This window comes from Adhaeribacter swui (assembly GCF_014217805.1).
GTDB classification, from domain to species: Bacteria; Bacteroidota; Bacteroidia; order Cytophagales; family Hymenobacteraceae; genus Adhaeribacter; species Adhaeribacter swui.
In genome coordinates this window covers 2,667,705-2,688,868 of the sequence record NZ_CP055156.1, presented here as the reverse complement: position 1 = coordinate 2,688,868, position 21,164 = coordinate 2,667,705, and the positions used below count along the sequence as shown (strand labels likewise).

Genomic DNA, 21,164 nt, shown 5'->3' with positions numbered 1-21,164 from the left:
ATTTTAAAAAGAGAGGTTAGCGCCGAATTGTAAACCTCGGGGTTGCGGCGGAGTAGCGGTATCTAAGCCGTCGAGGTTTTGCCCTGCGCTACCCGACGATTCTGGGTCGGCTCCGGTGTATTTGGTGGCAATCCAGAGGTTGGTGCCTAAGGCGTACAAGCGTACTTTGTTTAATTTTAACCGGGAAGTGAAACTAGTGGGCAAGGTATACCCCACCGAAACAGATTTTAGCCGGATAAAAGAGCCATCTTCCAGGTAACGGCTGTTTTGCTCGATGTTGTAATTATTACCCACGCTGGTAACCCGGGGAGTATTGGTTTTATCGCCGGGCTTTTGCCAACGGTCCAGCTGGCTTTTCAGGATAGCCCGGGAAGCATCGCGGGTGCCGCCGCCTTCCAGAATATACTTGTTAAAGTTAAATACCGAGTTACCGTATTGGTAAGTGAATAAAACGTTTACATCAAACCCTTTGTAAGAAAAATTATTAGTAAATCCGCCGTAGAATTTCGGAATTAGATTGCCCAGTAATTGCCGGTCGGCTTGGGTTAATTTGCCATCTTTATCTACATCATCAAAAACAGCATTACCAGTTTCGGGGTCCACGTAAAGTTGTTTGTACAACCAGAAACTACCCAAAGCAGCGCCTTCCTGGGTTCTGCGGTATTCACGGGCTTCAAAAGTAATCGGACTTACTAATTTTTCGGCGCGGTTTACATTGCGGGCGAAATTAAAATTGGAGGTCCAGCTAAAACCATCGCCTTTTCCTTGAATATTTACCGTTGAAATGCCCAATTCAATACCTTTATTGCTCACTTCGCCGGCATTGGCCAAAGTACTGCCATAACCCGTAGCTGAAGGAACCGGCAAATACAATAGCGCATCGGTAGTGTATTTGTAATAAGCATCTACATTCACGAACAACCGGTTATCGAATAATCCTAAATCTAGCCCGACGTTATACGTAGTGGTTTTTTCCCATTTTAAATCCGGGTTTTCGAGTTGCGAGGGGGTAATGCCCGCTTTTGGTCCACTGGTTAAATTATCCGGGTACGAGGCATTTCCGGCCCATAAGCCGCGAGCGGCATAATCGTTAATCCCGTTTTGGTTACCGGCTGCCCCGGCGCTAACGCGCAGCTTTAATTCGGAAAGTTGGTTTATTCCTTGCAGAAAATCTTCTTGTTTCAGGCGCCACGAAGCGCCTATTCCGGGGAAGTAGCCCCAGCGGTTATTTACCCCGAATTTCGAAGAACCATCGGCGCGCAAAGAGCCTTCCAGGAAGTATTTATCGTCGTAGCTATAATTAATTCGGCCGAAGAAAGAAGCAATGGTAGACTGCGATTTCCGTTGCTCCGAGGTACGAATAGAGGCCGCGGATATTTGCTGAAAAGAGTTGTTCGGGAAACCCGAGCCGGTTTGGGCTGCTACCTGTTGCGTGCTGCTTTGAATACTATTCCCAAGCAGGGCGGTAATGGCGTGCTTGGGGCCTAAATCTAAATTATAGGTTAATGTCTGCTCATTTTGCAGTAAAGTTAGATTCGTAAAAACCTCGTTTACGTAGCCGGGTGGGTTTGGTGCTCCCCCGATAATGGTTTGGTCGTTAAAAAATTCGCGCTCGTTGTAATGGTTATAATCCAGGCCTACCGACGTTCTAAAGCGCAGGTTTGGTAGAATAGATACTTCTACGTACTGGTTACCAATGTACCGCAAACTGCGGGTAGAAATATTGGTGATATCGGTATTGGTTAAGTTATCGATGTTTTCGTAAATGGAGCCGCGGGCGGGGGTGCCATCCGGATTGGTTAAGGGCAGGTAAGTGGGATGATGCAAGGCCGCTAGTAAATGCCCGGCCTGTTGTCCAGCGCCACCTCTTACTTGTTGTCGGAACGAGCGGTAAGCCCCATTGCTGGAACTAAAAGTTATTTTGCGGCTAAGTTTGGTATCGAAATTTAATTTAAAGCTGGCCCGTTCGAATTTAGCCGGTTTTAAAATTCCTTCCTGGTTGGTGTAACCAGCGCCCAGGTTGTACCGGATATTTTCGCTGCCGCCCTGAACATTTAAATCGTAATTCCGGGTTTGAGCCGTCCGGAAAACCCGGCTCAGCCGATCGTAGGTTTGCTGCTCTTCGGGCGTGCCCCGACCAGGCACTCCGTTAATTACTTCATCTTTAGGCCGGAAAGGCCGGTTAGCAAACGTCTGATTTAAAGCCGGATTATCAATCCCGGAGTTTATCCATTGTTCATTCACAAGTAGAGCATGTTCCGGACCGGTAGTTAATTCCCAAATTCGGCTTTTATCGGCTTGTTGCCAGCCCTGCGAAACATCCAGGTTGTAGCGGGTTTTGCTGGCGTTGTATTCGCCGCGTTTGGTAGTAACCAAAATAACCCCGTTAGCTCCCCGTGACCCGTAAATAGCAATGGCGCTGGCATCTTTTAGCACTTCGATGCTTTCAATATCGGCGGGGTTGATGTCGGCTAAGGGAGAAGTTTTTTTATTACCTAAATCAATAGAAGCCAGCGAATTATTATTTACCAGTACCCCATCAATGACATACAAAGGGTCGTTGCTAGCATTAATAGAAGCGGTACCTCTTATTTGCACTTTTACGCCTTCGCCGGGCGTACCAGAAAACGTATTTACCTGTATACCGGGTGCCCGTCCCTGCAACTGCGCATCGAAACTGGCCACCGGAATTTGCTTGGTCTCCTGGGCATTAATCGTAGCAATAGAACCCACCAGACTTTTCCGGCTTTGGGTGCCATAACCTACCACTACCACCTCGTTTAAAGCTTTGGCATCTTCCTGCAAGGTTACCTGTAACGTTTTCTGATTTTTTAACGGAATTTCTTTGGTTACGTAGCCGATAAAAGAGAAAACCAACACATCGGTAGAATTCGGAACGGCTAATTGAAAAGTGCCATCTGCAGCAGTAGTAGTACCCATATTGGTATTTTTAACCAACACCGAAACCCCAATTAAAGGCTCCCCGGAATCCGTTACAACTTTCCCGGAAATGTTTTCAGAAACTAAACTTTTCGGTTTTACTAAAATTTTACTAATACGCGGAGGAGAATGAAAATCAGCCGTATGGGCTAAAGAAGATTCGGAAAGAACAAGCAATAGCAATAACTTACTACTCTTTTGTAGCAGTTTTTTCATAAAATACGTAAATTTGGGTGAACAATTTATTACCGGCTTTCCCGATTCTTGACCTGTTCCAGAGGTCTTGTGATCGGGAAAGCTATTTTTTAAATTTTTACCGGCAAACCACTTCTCGCGGGTAAAATGTACTTCTTAACTATACTGTTTTAAGCATAGGCATCTTTCCATTATTTTTTAAAAAATTAATTTACTGACTTTAATTTGCCGGCTTATATATTTTTTGTGATTGTATTAATTGTATCTACACTAAATAAATCAGACGCTGAATAAGTAAGCTTCAGAGTATAGAATAACTAAGTAGTAGAAATACAAAAACCAGTTGGTTAATAGGTTAATGTTTTTTAACAAAGAACAATTTTAAATTTTACGCTGGTCTTGTCGATTAGCAGGAACTCGAATGTAAACGTTTTTACAGTTACCATATCGTTATAAAATTTATGGTGATGGTATTTTTTCAGGTTTTAAACCCTGGTACTTTATTAACCTAAGTCCCGACCTTCTGCTATAAATTAGGCTGGGGCGTAGTACGTAGGTAAGGCTTTAATATTTTAAATCCTCTGGGGAAAGTAGTAGCCAATTCTTCGTCTTTTACCGCGGGTAAAATAAAACAGTCTTTACCGTACTCCCAGTTGGCCGGAGTAGCTACTTTAAAACTTTCCGTTAGCTGCAGGGAATCTATCATGCGCAGAATTTCGTGGAAATTACGTCCGGTATTAGCCGGGTAAATTAAAATGCTCTTAATGCGTTTACCCGGGTCAATGATAAACACCGAGCGGATGGTTTCGGAATGACTGAAAAAAGGGTGAATCATGTCGTACAGGTGTACCACCTTTTTGTGCGGATCGGCAATAACCGGAAAATCCACGATAGTTTCCTGCGTTTCCTCAATGTCAATAATCCAGCGTTTGTGCGATTCTAAAGTGCCCGCGCTGATGCCCAAAACTTTGGTATTCCGCTTTTCAAATTCAACTTTTAGTTTGGCCACCATGCCTAACTCAGAAGTACAAACCGGGGTAAAATCGCTGGGATGCGAAAATAAAATGGCCCAATGGTCCTGAATATACCGGTGGAAAGAAATAATTCCTTGGGTAGACTCGGCTTTAAAGTCGGGTGCAATTTCGCCGATGCGTAGTGCCATAACTATTAGTTTAAGATGAGAAATAGTTTTGCGTCGCGGAACGGACTCGAACCGTTGTATAAGATTTGGCGAACCTTTGCCTAGCCACTCAGCCACTGCGACGGATTTTTTAAGCTTATAAATAGCTTCTACCTCAAATTCCTGCCCTTCTGCGACAAATATATAAGTTGATCTTGTAAAAACAAATAATCCCTATAGATTTAGTAGAGATTATTTTAAATTAATATTCGCTCTTCTATTTCCCGGTAAAAAGTTATAATGCTGTTATTTACAAGCCGAATTGCTTAATTTAACTTTTACCAACACCAACAGATTACACGCGGGTAAAAATACTTGTGCATGATAGATTAATGAAGGTTCCTAAACTACTAAAGTATTGCTGGTATTTTTTCAGCTTGTGTTGTTGGATTGCCTGTAATAAACCGAATAAACCGGAGGTTGACCACCATCGCCGAAGAATAGACTATATCCGGAAAATTCCCGGAGAAAGTAGTCCGATATCTGTGGAGGCAGCCCAGCAAGGAGAAGTACTAATTGCATACTGCGACTGCTATACTTGCCATAAAGAAGACAAAGATTCGGTAGGTCCGGCGTTTAAGGCTATTGCGGAAAGATATCCGGTACAACAGGTTTATATAGATCTACTGGCGCAAAAAGTAATCAGCGGTGGCAAAGGTTCCTGGGGAAGTGCTACCATGAGCCCGCACCCCAAAGTTTCTCTGGAAGAAGCTAAATTGATGGTTACTTATATTCTTTCTTTTAAACAAAATTCAATAAAATGATTTTTGGGTATATCTGGTATTTGTAAAATATTCATTTTTGAAGTTAAATGGTGCAACTTTAAAATTTTAAAAAATTAACTAACATCTGGTAACAACCATAATTTTTTAAAAGGCCTATGCAATTTTGCTGTTATCATCATTTATGGTCAGAATTTAAGCTATTTGTAATATAGCATATGCGAAAAGACTTTAAAGCCGTTTGTGAAGACAGAAACGGCGGCATTGTGGTAGCATTACGGTGTAACAGTGCAATGTGGTGGCATTAAGTCTACCTACTAGTATTGTCCAGTATTGCCTATTATCCGTGTTTGCTAGTGCGATTCTAGCGTAAACCCTAATAAATTTAAAAAACTAAACTACAAGCAGCAACATGGAGGCAGCCGCGTTCAATGATAACTTTACCGAAACAGAGTTAAAGGTGCTTGCCTTTGTCACCGAAAAGCACGGCCAACAAAAACGAAAATATACCCATGAGCCTTATGTAAATCATTTGGTTCGGGTGGCATTAAAGGTTAAAGAGTATACCCAAGATAGCCGCATGGTAATGGCGGCTTTATGCCATGATGTACTGGAAGACACCGAATGTACCGTAGCGGAGCTTTATCAATTTTTAATCGGCATTAACTTAACCGATGCCGACAGCGATTATATCTGCTTTTTGGTGAAAGAATTAACCGATGTGTTCACCTCCGACGCCTATCCTCAATTTAACCGAAAAGCCAGAAAAGAATTAGAAGCAAACCGACTTTGGGAAATCTCGCCGGAAGCCCAAACCATTAAATACGCTGATTTGATTGATAATACCACCTCCATTGTTCAGCACGGGGGTGGATTTGCTAAAGTGTATCTGAAAGAAAAGAAACGAATATTAACTAAAATGGATAAAGGCAATCTGGAACTTTATCAAATAGTCAGTTCCATTATAGAAATAGTTTAAGGATTATGGAATAAAAGGTTTTGTTGAATATACAGGTGTCATTCAGGGGGAACCAATTGAACTACATAGCTAAATAGTTTCCTTCTGAAGAATAAGATTTTTTAAATTTTCAATCGCAAGCAGCCCCATACAACCAGCTCATTTTTAAATTTGGTAACCGGACAAAAATGCAGATTCCTGCTTTCTAGCGCTTATCTAAAACAACCACCCCTGCCCCTCCTAAACTTAGGAGGGGAGCTTTTTTTGCCCTTACTTAATAAGTATTTTTAAATTTTCTTCTTGCTTCAAATTAATTATTTCTCCTACCGCAGGTGCTGTAAATTATCTACTCCCAAGAAACGTTGGCAGGTGAAGCCTTCGGCGAAGGGGGCGTTAATGTATTTGCCAAATTCCCGGGCCCGGCCTTCGTGAATGAGGAAAAAATCGGGGGCGGATATATAGGTCACGGCGGGCTCATTGTAATCCGGGTGGTAAAACTGGCTGCGATAGGCTTGAATGGCGGCTAATTTTAAATCCCAGTAATTGGTAATATCCACCAGAATATCCGGTTTAATGTAAGTATTCTGAATGTATTGCAACACCAGTTCGGGGCGCCAAGCTTCCTGGGGTTCGCCGTCCAGTTCAGTTTTAATTTGGGGTAAGCCGGCAATAAAAGCGGCTTCGGTCACTAATTTACACGCCCGGCCATGATCCGGGTGCCGGTCGTGGGGGGCGTTGGCCAGCACAATTCGGGGGCGGTATTTGCGCACCGCCCGGATGATCTGCATGGTATGGGCTTCGTCGATCACGAAAAAACAATCCCGCATCCATAGGTTTTCGCGCACTTGCAGGCCCAGCAGCCTTTTCGCTTCTAAAGCCTCCTGCGCCCGGATTTCGGCGGAGCCCCGGGTTCCTAATTCGCCGCGGGTCAAATCTATCATGCCTACCTTATCGCCGAGTGCTACTTGTTTTAAAATAGTACCGCCACACCCTACTTCCGCATCGTCGGGATGCGCCGAAAAAACCAAAATATCTAACTTCATAATTCACGCTGCCCTATAGTACCGGCAAGATACTCTTTTTTATTTATCCGGTTTGTTTAAAACCTGTCCGTCCCATTGGATCAGCCAGGTAGTAATGGGGTTAAAATGGTAACCGCCCTTATTGTCGCCCCGTGCGGCAACTAATTGGTTAAAGGTAGGTTGCGTATAACCCGTTTCGTCAACGGCCCGGCTCATAATTTCGGTTTCGGTGCCGTTCCATTGCCACAAGTGCCGGAAATAAGTATGCGCTTTATCCAGCACGGGATCCTGCAAACGGGCGAGTTGCCAAGTTTTACCGGCATCGGTACTTACTTCTACTTTCGTAATTTTGCCCCGGCCACTCCAGGCAATCCCACGAATTTCAATCCAGCCTTTTTCTACCTGCACCGGGTAAGTCGGGAAAGTAATAATCGAGCGGGCATCCATATCGAAACTAAATTGCCGGATTTTGCCGTCTTTTACGGGTTCGGTGTATTTAGAGGTTTCTTCGCGGGTCATAAACGGCGCATCCGAAAACTCGATGCGGCGCAACCATTTTACGCTGGTATTGCCTTCCCAACCGGGCAAAAATAAGCGAGCCGGATACCCTTGCTCCGGACGAATAGCTTCGCCGTTTTGGGCGTAAGCAATCATGCCGTCTTGTAAGCCTTTTTTTACCGGAATACTGCGGGTCATAACGGCGGCATCGGAACCTTCGGCCAGAAACCAGGTGGCATTTGGTTTTATGCCTACTTCCCGGAATAACGTAGAAAGCAACACGCCGGTCCATTCGCTTTGGCTGGTTAAACCGGCAATTTCCTGGGGCGTAATTTTACCGGCAGGGTTACTCCGGAAATTACCCGAACACTCTAAAAAGCAAATCCGGGAAAAAGCCGGAAAGCGTTTCAAATCCGATAAAGTAAATTTCATGGGCTTTTCTACCAGACCATGAATGTATAATTCGTATTCTTCGGGGTTAATGGTAGGCACACCGCCGTGGTGCCGTTCGTAATGCAAATCGGCGGGCGTAATGGTGCCGTACAAATCCTGCAAAGGCGTGCGCGACGAAGTATCGGAAGGTTTCCGAACTGGTTTCTCGTACGCCGATCGGGTACCTAATTCACTGGGTAAAGGCCCTTGTTTTTTGGTGGGATCGTCCGGTATTACGGCGGCTTCGGGTATGGCCGCCTGCACCGTTTTACCAACCGCAGTTTGTACCAATACTACCGCCGCGGTTGCCGCTCCGCCCAGCAATTTCCGGCGACTCAGCGGTTTATGAAACAAAGGCGTATCTTCCGTTTCCGACTTCACTTTGATAGTTTTTTAAATTTATAGAATTTTCAGCTTGCTTTAGACTTTGTGAGTGCCTGATTTAACGAATTTCCGGGCCACCTTTGCGGTCGTCGGGCACAAAAAGCTTTTGCGCCGGCATCACAACTTTGGGCAAGGTTTCGGCATTTATACTGGCCTCGGCAGGTATAATTTTATTGGCATTTAACAGAAAAGCGGTTAAGGCATACACTTCTTCGTTGGTTAAAGAACCAGGGGCGTTAAAGGGCATGGCCCGCCGGATGTAGTCGAACAAGGTGGTGGCGTAAGGCCAGTAATTGCCAATGGTTTTTTCTTTGTTGCTTTCGGTTCCCGCCGCCTCGTTTTCCGCAACCGAAACCAAACGGTTATTTGGTCCTTCCACGCCGGTTTTGCCGTGGCAAGCCGCACACTTTACGGCGTAAACCGCCTTACCGGCCAGTACTGTTCCCGACCCACTGGGTAAGCCTTTGCCATCGGGGCGTACGTCAATGTCCAGTAAAGCAATTTCCTGGGGAGTAGCCGGTTTTCCAAAGCCGAAAGTAGAAGGCCATTCTGGGGAATCTGCCTTTGTAACTGGCGCCGCTGAAATGAGCGAACTTGCCGAAGATTTGCTGGTAGTTTGGGAAGCCGTACAAGCTCCTGTTAACAGAAGTACTCCGGCTAAAAACCAGCTTAAGTTAGTAATTTTTAAAAATTTTAAATTTTCCATTCTAATTATTCCAATAGCCCGCTCCAACGTACAGGCTATTTATAGAAATTTGATTTATTGCTACTCGGATTTATTTACCTGATTATAAGATATTTAGACTTATATCCAGGTAGCTATAACCTTATTGTTTTAACATCATCTGCTGCTCTATTTCTATTTATTCCTTTAAATCCTGTTAATAAGTAAGGTTTAGATAAACACAACCGGATAGCAGCCGTAACAGGAAGTGTGAATCATTTATTTTCCACTTAAAAGCTATTTGCCATGACCAAAGGACATAATAAAGACATGCACGAAGATGAAAATACCGCTCCGACCAACAAGGACAAAGGCCAAAGCACCAAGCTGAAACATTCTAAAAAAGACGACAGCCCGAACCAAGGCCGTCATGCCAACCCCGACCAAAGCGGCGGTACCAAAGGAGCCAACAGTATTTAATTTTTTAAAAATTTTATTTACGGCCTAAGAATCTAATGATAGTTCTTAGGCCTTTTTTCTGAACTATGGTTAAATACTTTACAATCTAGGTGGTAGTCCCCCTTTGGAGGGGGTAGGGAGAGGATTTTTAATGCTTAAACTTCCTCCAAATACATAGTTGGTAGTTCCTCTTTCTAAAATCTATTATTTATCGAAAGTTACCTGTCCTCCCCCTACCCCCTCCAAAGGGGGACTTTTCTCCTATATCAAGAGTAAGAATTTAATGTTACTTACCTCCAAATAAAACAAAGGCAATTACTAGTGTAATAAAGATGTTAAAGGTTTGCGCTATTAGGAAAGCGTACAGTGGTTTTTTGCTTTGTTTGTTAAATAAATCGGCAAAGTTCGTTTCCAGACCAATACTGGTGAAAGCCAAAGCAAACCACAAGCCTTGTAGGTTTTTTAAACTGTCTTTTACCTGGGCAGTAGTTTCGGGCGAAATGAAAAATGAAAAAAGCAACGAAGCGCCGATAAAGCCCAACACAAACTTGGGAAAACGTTCCCAGATAACGCCCAGAGTTGGTTTGTTGTTTTGATCTTGCGATGAAGGATGTTTAGTATAAGTCCAGTAAACCGAAATAGCAAAAGCCGCTAAACCGAGCAACACGTTCTGCGAAAATTTAACAATGGTACTAATTTTTAAAGCGGTTTCGCCCACCAAAGTACCCGAGGCTACTACTGCCCCCGTGGTATCAATGCTGCCACCTAACCAGGCACCGGTAACTTCCTGCGGAAAGTTAAAATACTGCGCCACGTACGGCATAAAAACCATCATGGGGATGGCCGTAATTAATACCATCGAAATGACGTAAGACAGTTTTTTGGAATCGCCTTTAATCGCGCCGGATGTTGCAATAGCCGCCGAAACCCCGCAAATAGAAACTGCACTGGAAATCATCATGGTGAGCTCATCGTCTACTTTTAATTTTTTACAAGTCCAGTAGGCCAGGTACCACACCGACACCACCACTACCAAAGCCTGAATTAAACCCAACGAACCGGCTTTTAAGATGTCTGAGAAAATAACGGTAGTACCCAACAGCACCAAACCAATTTTAACGAACAACTCTGTGGTAAGCGTGGAGCGGAACCAATTCGGCAACTTAAAAAAGTTGCCAATTACTAAACCAATCGATAAACTGAAAATAACAGCTTCCAGGTTTAAAGCTTTTACTTGTTTGTTACCCGCTAAAATTAAAGCCAGAATAGTCAGGATATATACGACCGGAAAAACAAGCAAATACGATTTTACCGGTTTACCAACCAAGCTGGCGCCCAAACCGCCGATGGTAAAAACGAGTAAAAATTGTAAAGCAATAATACCCAGGTTCTCCGGAGTAAAAACTTTAGAAATTAAATCGGAAGTATTGCTCCAGCCAAATACCGGTACCGGCAATAAAAATCCAACAATAGCTAATAAAATGATTAATCCCCCTAATAGTACCACCGTCCAGTCTTCGGATACAGCAAATCTGGTATTGGGCGGCGAGGAGATTGTTGCTTGGGTTGATGACATAATTTTTAATTTACTTTATTATATAGATTTAGTAGACTTATAGGTTATTTAGAGCTGGTTATTGCCATATTTTCTTACAAGTTAATTATTGTTCGCATAGCTATTTTATAGCTGTGATTTCAAATTGAAGTTGTTTCATTGCTTGGGTCTTGTTCTTTTTGTCTTGACACAAAAAGAACCAAAAAAGTCAAGACGCTAAAAACTCGCTGAACGCTCAAACAGTTTAGCATCAACTTTTGCACCTGGAAAAGCTACTTGTTGCATAGCGAGCAATATTTTTAAATTTTCAAAAATTATTAAATCATTTACGTACATCAATAATGATTCACACATGATCATTGTTTTCCGAAGAAGTTCCCCTCCTTAGATAAGGAGGGGCAGGGGTGGTTGACCATCTACACATTATCTTTTCTTACCACTTATTTTAAAAACGTCCTTCAAAGCCCGGTTAGCCGCGTGAAAACCACACATGCCATGTACCCCGCCCCCCGGTGGGGTAGACGATGAGCAGATATAAATGCCTTTAGCCGATGTCCGGTAAGGCGAAAGGCTGATCACCGGACGGGTATATAATTGCTGCACGTCAATAATACCCCCGTTTATGTCGCCGCCAATGTAGTTCGGGTTATAAGCTTCAATTTGAGACGTGTTCATCGTGCTGCGGCCAATAATTAAATCGCGGAAGCCGGGAGCAAATCGCTCTACTTGTTTTTCGATTATTTCCGTCCGGTCGAGAGTAGAGCCGTTAGGTACGTGGCAATACGCCCAGGCTACATGTTTGCCAGCGGGAGCTCGGGTGGCATCAAATAAACTTTGCTGCGCTAGTAATACAAAAGGCTTATCCGGGTGCTGACCGTTGGCACTTTGCTGTTCCGTGGTCGCAATTTCTTCGAAGGTATTCCCGATGTGCACCGTTCCGGCACTGCGACATTCGGGTGCAGTAAACGGAATCGGACCATCCAGCGCCCAGTCAATTTTAAATACGCCCATGCCGTAGCGGTAGCGGTTGAGCTGCCATTTGTAAATAGAAGAAAACCGGTAACCCGCTATTTCTAATAACTGCTTCGGCGTTACATCGAACAAAACCGCCTTCGCCGAAGGGAGTTGCTTTAAAGATTTTACGTAATAGTTGGTTTCTATCTTTCCTCCCAGCGAAACAAAATACGAAGCCATGGCATTAGCTATTTGTTGCGAACCGCCCTTGGGAACAGGCCAGCCACGTAAATGCCCCACCGCCATTAGCACCAGACCAATAGCCGAAGTAGCCAGATTGTTTAATGGTTGAATATTATGCGCAGCCATACCTCCCCAAAGCCCTCTGGCTTCCATCGTCCGGAAACGTTTTGCCAGGAAAGTAGACGGCGGCAGCGCTTTTAACCCGAAACCTGCCATAGCAATCGGATACTTGGGAATAGGTAAAGGCCCGAGAACATCCGGCGCTAACTTGGGCCAATCGCGCACAATGGGCTGCATTAAGTTGAGGTAAGTATCTTTATCGCTGCCTAGTAACTGAGCCGTTTCCTCCAATGATTTTTTTAAAACGGCTGCCGTACCGTTATCAAAAGGATGGGCCGCTGCCACTTCGGGATAAATAAATTCTAAACCGTGCTCGTGCAGCGGTAAGGTACTCATGTAAGGCGACCCCGCCGCCATCGGGTGAATGGCCGAGCACACATCATGTACAAAGCCGGGCAAGGTTAATTCTTTCGACCGTAAACCGCCGCCAATCGTCTCATTTCCTTCCAGGAGCAACACCGACAATCCGGCTTGTTGCAACCGAATAGCCGCTGCTAATCCGTTCGGGCCGGAACCCACTACTATGGCATCATAATCTGTTTTCGTCACAAGTAATTTTTTGTTTGAATAGGTGTAGTAATGTAAAAGTACTTACCCTATTCTCTTAATCTGGTTTAGATTAATATTATTTAAGTAATTTCTTTTCTGTTCTATCGAGATAAACTGTTTACATTTCTTTACCTGATAAATCGACCACCCCTGCCCCTCCTTAGCCAAGGAGGGGAGTTTAAAATCAATTTATGTAAAGAATTTTATACATGGCTCGGAAGTTACTTCCGTGCCTTGCCCTTCCTTATCTATCTTGCTCGGAAAACGAAATAGGAGCTCCTAATTCTAGCAATTCAGGTTGATTCAGGTTACTTGTTTTAATCTGGAAAGCTCGGAAGGAAATCCGGGCCATATTAAATTAAAAAAATTTTAAAATTTTCTCTTCTACGACTTTTCAAAAACTCCCCTCCTTGGCTAAGGAGGGGTTGGGGGTGGTTGAAATTTCTGCTAAGTCTACCACCTTTTAATACTTACCCGCTTCTAAAGTACTTTCGGAGAGCGCGTATTGCTTCGGAGCTTTATTCAGTACGATGTAAATAGAATTCTTCTTTTCGTCAGTGCCGGTTAAAATTACCCGGGAGCCATCGGTAGTAGAATATTTCAGAATCATCCGGTTGCGCTTTTCGTTTTTGGGTGCTTCGGCAAGCTCGCGGTCGCGGCGGGTAGAAGCAGCTCTTTTATCAATTTTTAAATTTTCGTCGCCAATGTTGGCCAAAGCTTCTTTCGGAATCCAGTTATCATCGTACGCGGCTACTTCCTCTTTTTTCTTTTGCTGCGTGTTCGAGTTATTTTGTCCGCCGTCGCCACCTACCCCAGCCACTTTGTTGCGTCGGGCTTGGAAAGGAAAGTATTTATCTTGCAGATATAAAACTTGGTTCACCGTGTCGGCCTGGTAGTGGAAAACCCGTCTTCCGCCACCTACGCCGGAAATCTCGAAGGTGCGGTTAATATCCCGCATGGGGTCGCCGCCGCCGTTGGATAAATCCAGAGGCAATGGCCGATTTACTTTGTAGGTCAGGGTAGTCCATTTCTCGAAAGTAACATCTTGCCACCGCACCGAGTCTTCCGGAGAAAACGGCAGCGTTTGATTGTTAATCCGGAACTCGGTTACGTGATACGTACCGCGCAATTTCTTCACGCCGGCCGTAGATGGTTGCTTATACGGGTCGTACAAAAAGTTTATGAGTTGCAGATAGAACAGCACGCCCAGAAACAAGACGATTACGCCGGCTTTTAAACCAATGCGGGCGTATTTCTGCCAGACTTTCGCAAAGGCTGGATAATAATTAACCGGTACGGTAAAGCGTTCCTGAATAAGCAAACGGTATATTTTCGGGATATCGTGCACCATCAGGAAGGCCGCCAACAATACAAAATAAGAACTGTACACGTGCACGCCACCGTCGTAAGCAAAGTTCACGTACACAATATCACCCAAAGCGCCGAATAACAAAATAGCACCCAAAGTGGTAGTTTTCCGGAAAAACAACAAGGTACCAGCGGCTACCTCCACCACGCCCGCAAAAATCTGGTACCACGGCACAATACCGATAGATAACCAGTATATTTTTTGAGCGGTAAAATCCCCCAGATTGGTTTCTAATAACCCCAATGAAGGATATGGCATTTGCACCGGCAATAATTTAGTAAATCCAAACCCGATAATACCAATACCTGCCCGGTAGCGCACAATTACCCGCAACCAGTAATATAACACATTGTAATTTTTAGGAGTCGGATTTTTTTTAGCGTCTACCCACGTCCAGATGAACCCGCCCACTACGGCTACCAGAAAAGTAACAATCCAGTTGGCATAGCCATTAAGTTTACTCCCGAAGAAGGTATTTCCGAACAAATCTATGCCAGAGCCAAAGCGGGCAATGTCGTATAAGTCGCGGTAATGTAAATTAGTCCAGTCGATGTTAGCCACGTGCTTGTACCACTCCACTCCGTTCGGAATAGAAAGGCAAACAAAAAAGATAAAAGCAATCCGGAACGCTACTTTCTGGTAGGTTTTCCATTCCGGTGTAGCGGTAATATTGGCGGGAGTACCAATCTCGTTCCCCGCAGCCACACGGGCTTTCTGATCGGTGGTAGGTTCGATGGTTTCTAAGGTAGCCATATCTGTTTTTTAAAATTGTAATAAGAATTTATCTACTTATAACTTCATCGGTTTCTGGCGACCTTCGCGAGCCACTTCGTCCAACAGGTATTTCTTGTTTATTTTTTCCAGCACTACGTACACAGGTTCTTGCCTTTCGTTATGGCCAGACAGAATAATCTGATTACCATTGGGCCGTTCGTACTTCAGGGTTAATTTATCGTTCGGCCGGTTTTTGTTTTTGTTCTGCAGGATTAAGGTTTGGTTAGCGGCATTAACCTGGTAAGAATAATACTGACGGCCACCGGAGCCGGCTTCTTCGTAGTTGCGGTCCTGGTCGTTCAGGAATATTTCTTCGGTTTTGGCTTCTTCCAGAGGAGCTTTTTGGTTCGAGCGAATGCTGATGGTTGCCCATTTTTCAAAAACCACGTCCTGCCAGCGAATAGGGTCGGTAACCGAATAAGGCAGAACCTGGTTGTTCAAGCGAAATTCTTTTACATTATACAAGCCTGTGGCACCCGGTAAGCCAGCGGTTTTCGGGAAGTGGTATGAGCCTTCTTTGTGATAAACAGCGTAGGTTTTGTACCCGTACAGCAATACAAATACGAATACAAAAGCACTTTTTAATACTAGCCGCGCACTTTTTTGCTGATCGGTAAATTTCGGATGAAAACGGTTCGGCAAGGTTGGTTGTTCCAGCGTAAGTAAGGTAAAGAGCCGTTTGCCATCGTAAGCAAACAAAAACAAAGCAATGGTAATCAGGCAAAAACTGTACACGTACTCGCCGCCTTCGTAAGCCAAATTCGACATAAACACGTTACCGGTAAACGGCAACACCAGGAAAGCACCAATAGTAGCCGTTTTCCGGAAAAACAGCAATACCGCGGCCAGTAACTCTACCAAGCCCAGAAACGATTGGTAATTGGGTACAATACCTAAAGTCAAAGAAAAAATTTTCCAGGCGTTAAAATCACCGTAGTGGGTGTTCAGGTTACTGATGGAAGGTAGCGGCGACTGCATCGGGTAAATTTTAATAAAAGCATAGGCAATTAACCCGATGACCAACCGGTAGCGCAGAATTACTCGTAGCCAGTAATAAAGCTGATTGTATTCTTTGCGGTTACGATCCGTGGCCGACCAAATGGCAGTTCCTAATACCGCAATTACCAAAACTACTCCCCAATCGGCAAAAGAATTTATACCCCAGCCCGTGGCATTTTCGGGAGTAGAAAAGAACTGCGGCGTGTACCGACTCAGGTAAAAAATATCCCGGAAATGTAAATCGAGCCAGTTAATGGAAAACAGATTCCGGAAGTACTTCCAGTCGAGCGGTACGGCCTGAATAAAAAAGTAAATAAAGAAAAAACGGAAAGTTGTTTTCTCCAGCCCGTTCCAATCAGACGTAGGAACCAGCGGCTCTGGTACATTTACCTTTTCGGGGGCTTTCTTTTTAGAAGCAGGTAAGGAGATTTCTGCAATAGCCATATTTTTAAATTTTTATTGTATCAGGTATTAAGAATCAGGTATCAAGAATCAAGTATCAGGACTTTCTATTGTATTGACTACTTGTTCTGTCGCAAACACGCCACGTTTGTGGCGAGAATGGGTAGGCGTCCCGCCTACGCTGGCCAGAGGCCAACCCATGGGAACCACGAGCGTGGACGCTCGCAGTTTATATAGACCATAATCTATTGACTAATATCCCGGATTTTGCTCTAAAGCTTTGTCAGCGTTTAACTGATCAATTGGTATGGGCAGCACGTATTTATTGGCATCGGTTACACCTAAAACTTCGGCTACCCGGCCAGTCCGGATTAAATCATACCAACGGTGTGGTTCAAAGGCAAATTCTACCCGGCGTTCGTTTTCAATGGCCAGCAATATTTCGGGTTGAGTTACCGCCGGGCTAGGCGTTAAATCGGCCCGCTGGCGGACGGCATTTAAATCTGCTAAAGCTTCTGGTAACTTATTCAGCTGGGCGCGGGCTTCGGCGCGGATTAAAAACAACTCGGCAATCCGGATCACAAAAGTGGGATCGGTAGCGGGGCTGCGGTAATACATGTTACCGTACCACAATCCTTGGGTAGTTTTCGCTACTAACGCGTTGCGATTCCCGCCTACCGTGGGGTCATTTACCAAATTTACAAAAGCTTCGTTGGGCGCCCATTGCCGGGTGCCGCCATTGGCCGGTGGTTGCCAGCTGTTGCGGTGTCCGTTAGTCGAAGTCGGGCTGTAATAAATTTCAAAAATAGATTCTTCGGTGCCGCGGGCATTGTTGGCGAAGAAAGCGCTGTAAGGTTTTACCAGTTTGTAATTGGCCACGTCATCCACCAGTTTACTGGCGTACGTTTCGGCTTGCGCCCAGTCTTTTTGGTATAGGTAGTACCGAGCCATTAAAGCCCAGGCCGTTTTCTTAGTAGCCCGGTAACGGTTGGTTGTTTCGGGTAATAATTTTTCGGCTTCGGTTAAATCTTTTAAAACCTGCGCGTAGGTCTCGGTTACCGAACTGCGACGGATACCTTCGTTATCGGTAAGTTCTTTGGTAGGTGTGAGTACTAATTGTACGCCACCCCAGGTACGCGCCAGATCAAAGTAAGCTAAGGCCCGCACAAAGTAAGCTTCGCCTAATAATTGGTTCTTTTTCTCCTGCGTAAACGAGGCATCGGTAACGGCTGGCACCTTCTCGATTATCTGGTTGGCCCGGTTAATGGTCTGGTAAATAGCCGCCCAGGTACTGGCCACCGTAGCATTATCGGCGGTTACGTTGTGGTTAATAAACTGCGCCACGATAGATTGCGAACCGGTCCATTGAATATTATCGCCCTGAAAATAACCGATGGACTGAAAGTTAGTGCCGTAATAATTAGCCCCCGCCAGCGCTCCGTACAAACCCCGTACGGCGGTTTCGGCCGTTACCCCATCCACAATGGTTTGGTCATCTACAATGGCTTGCCGCGGCTTTACTTCCAGGAAATTATCGCAGGAAGCTAAACTCAGGGTCAGCACAAAGGGCAGTATATATCTGGTATTTTTAGAAAATTTCATTGCTGTAGAAACTTAAATGGTAATGTTAATTCCGAATTGAATGGTGCGCGGCTGCGGCGGCGTTCCGAGGTCAAGTCCTTGCGTATTCTGGTCGGTGTTGGATACGTTCGACTCAGGGTCCGGACCAGTGTATTTGGTGAGCAGGAATAAATTGGTTCCCACCACGTACAGGCGCAGATTTTCGACCTTAACCCGGGATAAAAGATTTTTAGGAAGTGAATACCCTACGGTAAGCGAACGCAGGCGCAGGAACGAGCCATCTTCTAAAAAGCGGCTGTTTTGCTCTAAGCGGTAGTTGTTTCCGATGCCGGTTAAGCGCGGAACATCCGTCTCGTCGCCGGGCTTTTGCCAGCGATCTAACTGGCTCGCGAAAATTACCCGGTTGGCATCGCGGGTACCACCGCCTTCGCCGAAGAACCGGTTGTGGTTCCAGACTTTATTGCCGTATTGGAAGGATATGAGTACGCCGGCATCAAAACCTTTGTAAGTGAAATTGTTAGTTAAGCCCCCGAAGAATTTCGGCGAAGCGGTGCCTAAAATTTGCCGGTCAGCGGCGGTAATTTGTCCGTCTTTATTTACGTCTTCAAAAACGGCATTACCGGTTTGCGGGTCTACGTAACTTTGCTTGTAAGCCCAGAACGAATACATCGGGTAACCTTCCTGCGCCCGCAGTAAATCGCGGCTGCCGTAAACGGTGGGAATAGGCAGTTTTTCAATTTTATTGATGTTTCGGGAGATGTTGAAATTCGTATTCCAGGTAAAATCGCCGGCTTGAACGTTAACCGTGTTGATACCCAACTCAAATCCTTTGTTGCTGATTTCACCGGCATTAGTAATATAGGTCGCAAAACCGGTGCGGGCCGGTACGGGTAATTGCAGCAAAGCATCGGTGGTGTATTTAGAGTAATAATTAAACTCCAGACCAATGCGGCCATCAAATAAACCAACATCTACCCCGGCGTTTACCTGGCGGGTACGCTCCCATTTTAAGTTAGGATTAGCCACTTGTTGCGGCGCAATACCCGGTTTATCGCCACTAGTAGCATTATCCACGTAACTTACGCCACCGGCCCAGAGACCTAAAGGCGCAAAATCGTTGATGCCGTTTTGGTTACCGGTTACCCCAAAACTACCCCGTAATTTTAAATCGCTTAGGGCCGTTACATTTTTTAAAAATTCTTCTTCTTTTAAGCGCCACGCACCACCAATCGACGGGAAATAGCCCCATTTGTTATTGCCCCCGAAGCGGGAAGAACCATCGGCCCGAATGGTAAACTCCAGCAAATATTTATCATCGAAATTATAATCTAACCGGGAGAAGAAAGAAGCCAAAGAATTTTTCGTCCAGGTTTGGGTAGAGGTACGGGTAGCGGCATCGGAGATTAGGGTAAAGGAATTACTAGCGAAGTTGCTGCCCTGGGCCGAAGTGTTGTTTAGTACGTCGCTTTGCAAAGTATTCCCCACTAAAGCCCCAATGGTATGTTTGCCGCCGAAATTCTTGCGGTACGTCAAGGTTTGCTCGTTTAACCAGGAAGTTTTTTGGGTTAAGCCCGAAGTAGCTAAACCATTGGTAGGAGCCGCGCCGAGCTGCGTTTTATCGTTCCAGTATTCCGATTCGTCGTAATTATTATAATCGACGCCCCAGCTGCTCCGGAATTTTAAGCCCGGTATAATCTCGGCATCCACGAACAAATTACCGATGTAGCGCAAGCTGGTGGAGTTAACTTCGTAGTTATTTAGCAATACATCCAGGTTATCGAAACCGGCCCAACGGGCCGGGCTACCATCCGGGTTGGTTTTAGGCAGGTAAGTGGGGGTATGCAGCGCCGATTGCAACAAGCCCCCCTGCGGGCCATCGCCGGCGCGGGCCTGGTTGCGGTACGTGCGCGATACGGTATTGCTGACGCCTACCTGCACTTTGTCGCTTACTTGCTGGTCGAGGTTTACTTTAAAATTAGCCCGTTGCAGGTAGACCGGTTTAATGATAGCTTCTTGTTTGGTATAGCCCCCTCCAATGTAGTAGCGGGTATTCGCGTTACCGCCCTGCAAAGATAAATCGTAATTCGTCAGGCGGGCTGTCCGGAACACATCGCCCAACCGGTCGTAGGTTTGTTGCTCCTCGGGTAGACCGCGTCCGCCTTCCGAAACAGGCCGGAAAGGACGGTTTTCAAAGGTTTGATTTAAAGCCGGATTATCAATACCCGAGTTAATCCAGTATTCATTAATTAAAGCCGCGTGCTCCGGACCGGTGGTTAAATCCCAAAGTTTGGCTGCTTTGGCCCAACCTTGGGAGGTATTGAAGGTAACTTTCGGTTTAGTGTTGTAGCTCCCGCGTTTAGTGGTAACAATTACTACCCCGTTGGCTCCCCTGGAACCATAAATGGCCGTAGCGTTGGCATCTTTTAAAACTTCAATACTCTCAATATCAGCCGGGTTAATATCAGCAATGGGCGAGGTAGCTTTACCGCCGGTATTTACGGTTTGTAAGCTGTTATTATTCACAAATACGCCGTCTACCACGTACAGTGGGTCGTTGCTGGCGTTGATAGAAGTAGCGCCCCGCACCCGGATAAAAATACCTTCGCCGGGCACCCCGGTGCTCGACGAAATTTGTACGCCCGAGGCTTTGCCTTGTAACTGCGCCGCGAAATTACCGCCCGGAATGTCTTTGGTTTCGGAGGGGTTTACTTTACTTACTGACCCCACCAAATTCTTGCGTTCCTGGCTGCCATATCCTACCACCACCACTTCTTTTAAAGCTTTGGTATCTTCGGCCAGGGTAACCTGCACCGGATTTTGCCCATTTACCGGAATTTCTTTGGTAGCAAACCCAATAAAGGAAGCTACGAGAGTACCAGTACCATTGGGTACGGTTAACTGAAAAGTACCGTCGGTGCTGGTAGTAGTACCGATGGTGGTGTTTTTTAACACGATGGTTACGCCGGGCAACGGTTCGCCGCTGGGGCCGGTTACTTTGCCGGTTACCGGCACATCCGGATTAATCCGGTTCCGGGTGGTAGTATTAGAAGTTAAAGAAGCAGAAAAAGAATGGGCTAGTAAAGGTGTTCCATAAAGTATAAGCAAAAAGAATACTTTACTGCTTCGGGAGAGCAGCTTTTTCATAAGTTTCGTATATTTGATTT

14 protein-coding genes and 1 tRNA gene are annotated in these 21,164 nt (G+C 45.2%); 3 read left to right on the top strand and 12 right to left on the bottom strand.

From position 1 onward, the window contains the following. Positions 1-3: 3 nt before the first annotated feature. From HUW51_RS11670 to HUW51_RS11660, 3 genes are all read right to left on the bottom strand, one after another. Complete coding sequence (locus tag HUW51_RS11670) at positions 4-3,156, bottom strand: SusC/RagA family TonB-linked outer membrane protein (protein WP_185274200.1); 3,153 nt, start codon at positions 3,154-3,156, stop codon at positions 4-6. Between the two features lie 505 nt (positions 3,157-3,661). After that, on the bottom strand, positions 3,662-4,297 hold the full coding sequence (locus HUW51_RS11665; RefSeq protein WP_185274199.1) for a peroxiredoxin: 636 nt from the start codon (positions 4,295-4,297) through the stop codon (positions 3,662-3,664). A gap of 31 nt (positions 4,298-4,328) precedes the next feature. Continuing rightward, positions 4,329-4,399, bottom strand: a tRNA-Gly gene (locus HUW51_RS11660). 401 nt (positions 4,400-4,800) lie between these two features. On the opposite strand from HUW51_RS11660, the gene HUW51_RS11655 reads away from it, so the two are divergent. Then, complete coding sequence (locus tag HUW51_RS11655; protein ID WP_185274198.1) at positions 4,801-5,079, top strand: c-type cytochrome; 279 nt, start codon at positions 4,801-4,803, stop codon at positions 5,077-5,079. A 370-nt stretch (positions 5,080-5,449) separates the two neighbouring features. After that, positions 5,450-6,016: an HD domain-containing protein gene (locus tag HUW51_RS11650; RefSeq protein ID WP_185274197.1), complete on the top strand. Its 567-nt coding sequence runs from the start codon at positions 5,450-5,452 to the stop codon at positions 6,014-6,016. A 302-nt stretch (positions 6,017-6,318) separates the two neighbouring features. Here the strand turns inward: HUW51_RS11650 and bshB1 are convergent, their stop codons facing one another. The 3 genes from bshB1 to HUW51_RS11635 form a co-directional block, all read right to left on the bottom strand. Next, entirely contained in the window at positions 6,319-7,038 is a 720-nt protein-coding gene (bshB1, locus tag HUW51_RS11645; protein ID WP_185274196.1) for a bacillithiol biosynthesis deacetylase BshB1, read from the bottom strand. A 39-nt stretch (positions 7,039-7,077) separates the two neighbouring features. After that, entirely contained in the window at positions 7,078-8,328 is a 1,251-nt protein-coding gene (gene soxC, locus HUW51_RS11640; RefSeq protein ID WP_185274195.1) for a sulfite dehydrogenase, read from the bottom strand. A 61-nt stretch (positions 8,329-8,389) separates the two neighbouring features. Then, on the bottom strand, positions 8,390-9,037 hold the full coding sequence (locus tag HUW51_RS11635; RefSeq protein WP_185274194.1) for a c-type cytochrome: 648 nt from the start codon (positions 9,035-9,037) through the stop codon (positions 8,390-8,392). A 264-nt stretch (positions 9,038-9,301) separates the two neighbouring features. Between HUW51_RS11635 and HUW51_RS11630 the strand changes: the two genes are divergently transcribed. Beyond that, positions 9,302-9,475 (top strand): hypothetical protein, encoded by a 174-nt coding sequence (locus HUW51_RS11630; RefSeq protein WP_185274193.1) that lies wholly within the window; start codon positions 9,302-9,304, stop codon positions 9,473-9,475. Between the two features lie 265 nt (positions 9,476-9,740). On the opposite strand, the gene HUW51_RS11625 is transcribed toward HUW51_RS11630, so the two are convergent. The 6 genes from HUW51_RS11625 to HUW51_RS11600 form a co-directional block, all read right to left on the bottom strand. Next, the gene (locus HUW51_RS11625) at positions 9,741-11,030 is read right to left on the bottom strand and encodes a YeiH family protein (protein ID WP_185274192.1); all 1,290 of its coding nucleotides are present in this window, start codon (positions 11,028-11,030) and stop codon (positions 9,741-9,743) included. A 402-nt stretch (positions 11,031-11,432) separates the two neighbouring features. Continuing rightward, a complete protein-coding gene (locus tag HUW51_RS11620) occupies positions 11,433-12,875 on the bottom strand; it encodes a phytoene desaturase family protein (RefSeq protein WP_185274191.1) in 1,443 nt (480 codons plus the stop codon). A 463-nt stretch (positions 12,876-13,338) separates the two neighbouring features. Beyond that, positions 13,339-14,997 (bottom strand): hypothetical protein, encoded by a 1,659-nt coding sequence (locus tag HUW51_RS11615; protein WP_228467011.1) that lies wholly within the window; start codon positions 14,995-14,997, stop codon positions 13,339-13,341. Between the two features lie 36 nt (positions 14,998-15,033). Continuing rightward, positions 15,034-16,461 carry a DoxX family protein gene (locus HUW51_RS11610; RefSeq protein ID WP_228467010.1) on the bottom strand — a complete coding sequence of 476 codons (1,428 nt, stop codon included), beginning with the start codon at positions 16,459-16,461 and terminating at the stop codon, positions 15,034-15,036. Between the two features lie 210 nt (positions 16,462-16,671). Continuing rightward, the gene (locus HUW51_RS11605; RefSeq protein WP_185274190.1) at positions 16,672-18,021 is read right to left on the bottom strand and encodes a RagB/SusD family nutrient uptake outer membrane protein; all 1,350 of its coding nucleotides are present in this window, start codon (positions 18,019-18,021) and stop codon (positions 16,672-16,674) included. A gap of 12 nt (positions 18,022-18,033) precedes the next feature. Further along, positions 18,034-21,144 carry a SusC/RagA family TonB-linked outer membrane protein gene (locus HUW51_RS11600; RefSeq protein ID WP_185274189.1) on the bottom strand — a complete coding sequence of 1,037 codons (3,111 nt, stop codon included), beginning with the start codon at positions 21,142-21,144 and terminating at the stop codon, positions 18,034-18,036. Between the last annotated feature and the right edge of the window lie 20 nt (positions 21,145-21,164).

Excerpts from the sequence above, each read along its gene's own strand:
- HUW51_RS11670 (WP_185274200.1), bottom strand. The coding sequence starts at position 3,156 with ATGAAAAAACTGCTACAAAAGAGTAGTAAGTTATTGCTATTGCTTGTT.
- HUW51_RS11665 (WP_185274199.1), bottom strand. The coding sequence starts at position 4,297 with ATGGCACTACGCATCGGCGAAATTGCACCCGACTTTAAAGCCGAGTCT.
- HUW51_RS11650 (WP_185274197.1), top strand. The coding sequence starts at position 5,450 with ATGGAGGCAGCCGCGTTCAATGATAACTTTACCGAAACAGAGTTAAAG.
- bshB1 (WP_185274196.1), bottom strand. The coding sequence starts at position 7,038 with ATGAAGTTAGATATTTTGGTTTTTTCGGCGCATCCCGACGATGCGGAA.
- HUW51_RS11635 (WP_185274194.1), bottom strand. The coding sequence starts at position 9,037 with ATGGAAAATTTAAAATTTTTAAAAATTACTAACTTAAGCTGGTTTTTA.
- HUW51_RS11630 (WP_185274193.1), top strand. The coding sequence starts at position 9,302 with ATGACCAAAGGACATAATAAAGACATGCACGAAGATGAAAATACCGCT.
- HUW51_RS11625 (WP_185274192.1), bottom strand. The coding sequence starts at position 11,030 with ATGTCATCAACCCAAGCAACAATCTCCTCGCCGCCCAATACCAGATTT.
- HUW51_RS11615 (WP_228467011.1), bottom strand. The coding sequence starts at position 14,997 with ATGGCTACCTTAGAAACCATCGAACCTACCACCGATCAGAAAGCCCGT.
- HUW51_RS11610 (WP_228467010.1), bottom strand. The coding sequence starts at position 16,461 with ATGGCTATTGCAGAAATCTCCTTACCTGCTTCTAAAAAGAAAGCCCCC.
- HUW51_RS11605 (WP_185274190.1), bottom strand. The coding sequence starts at position 18,021 with ATGAAATTTTCTAAAAATACCAGATATATACTGCCCTTTGTGCTGACC.
- HUW51_RS11600 (WP_185274189.1), bottom strand. The coding sequence starts at position 21,144 with ATGAAAAAGCTGCTCTCCCGAAGCAGTAAAGTATTCTTTTTGCTTATA.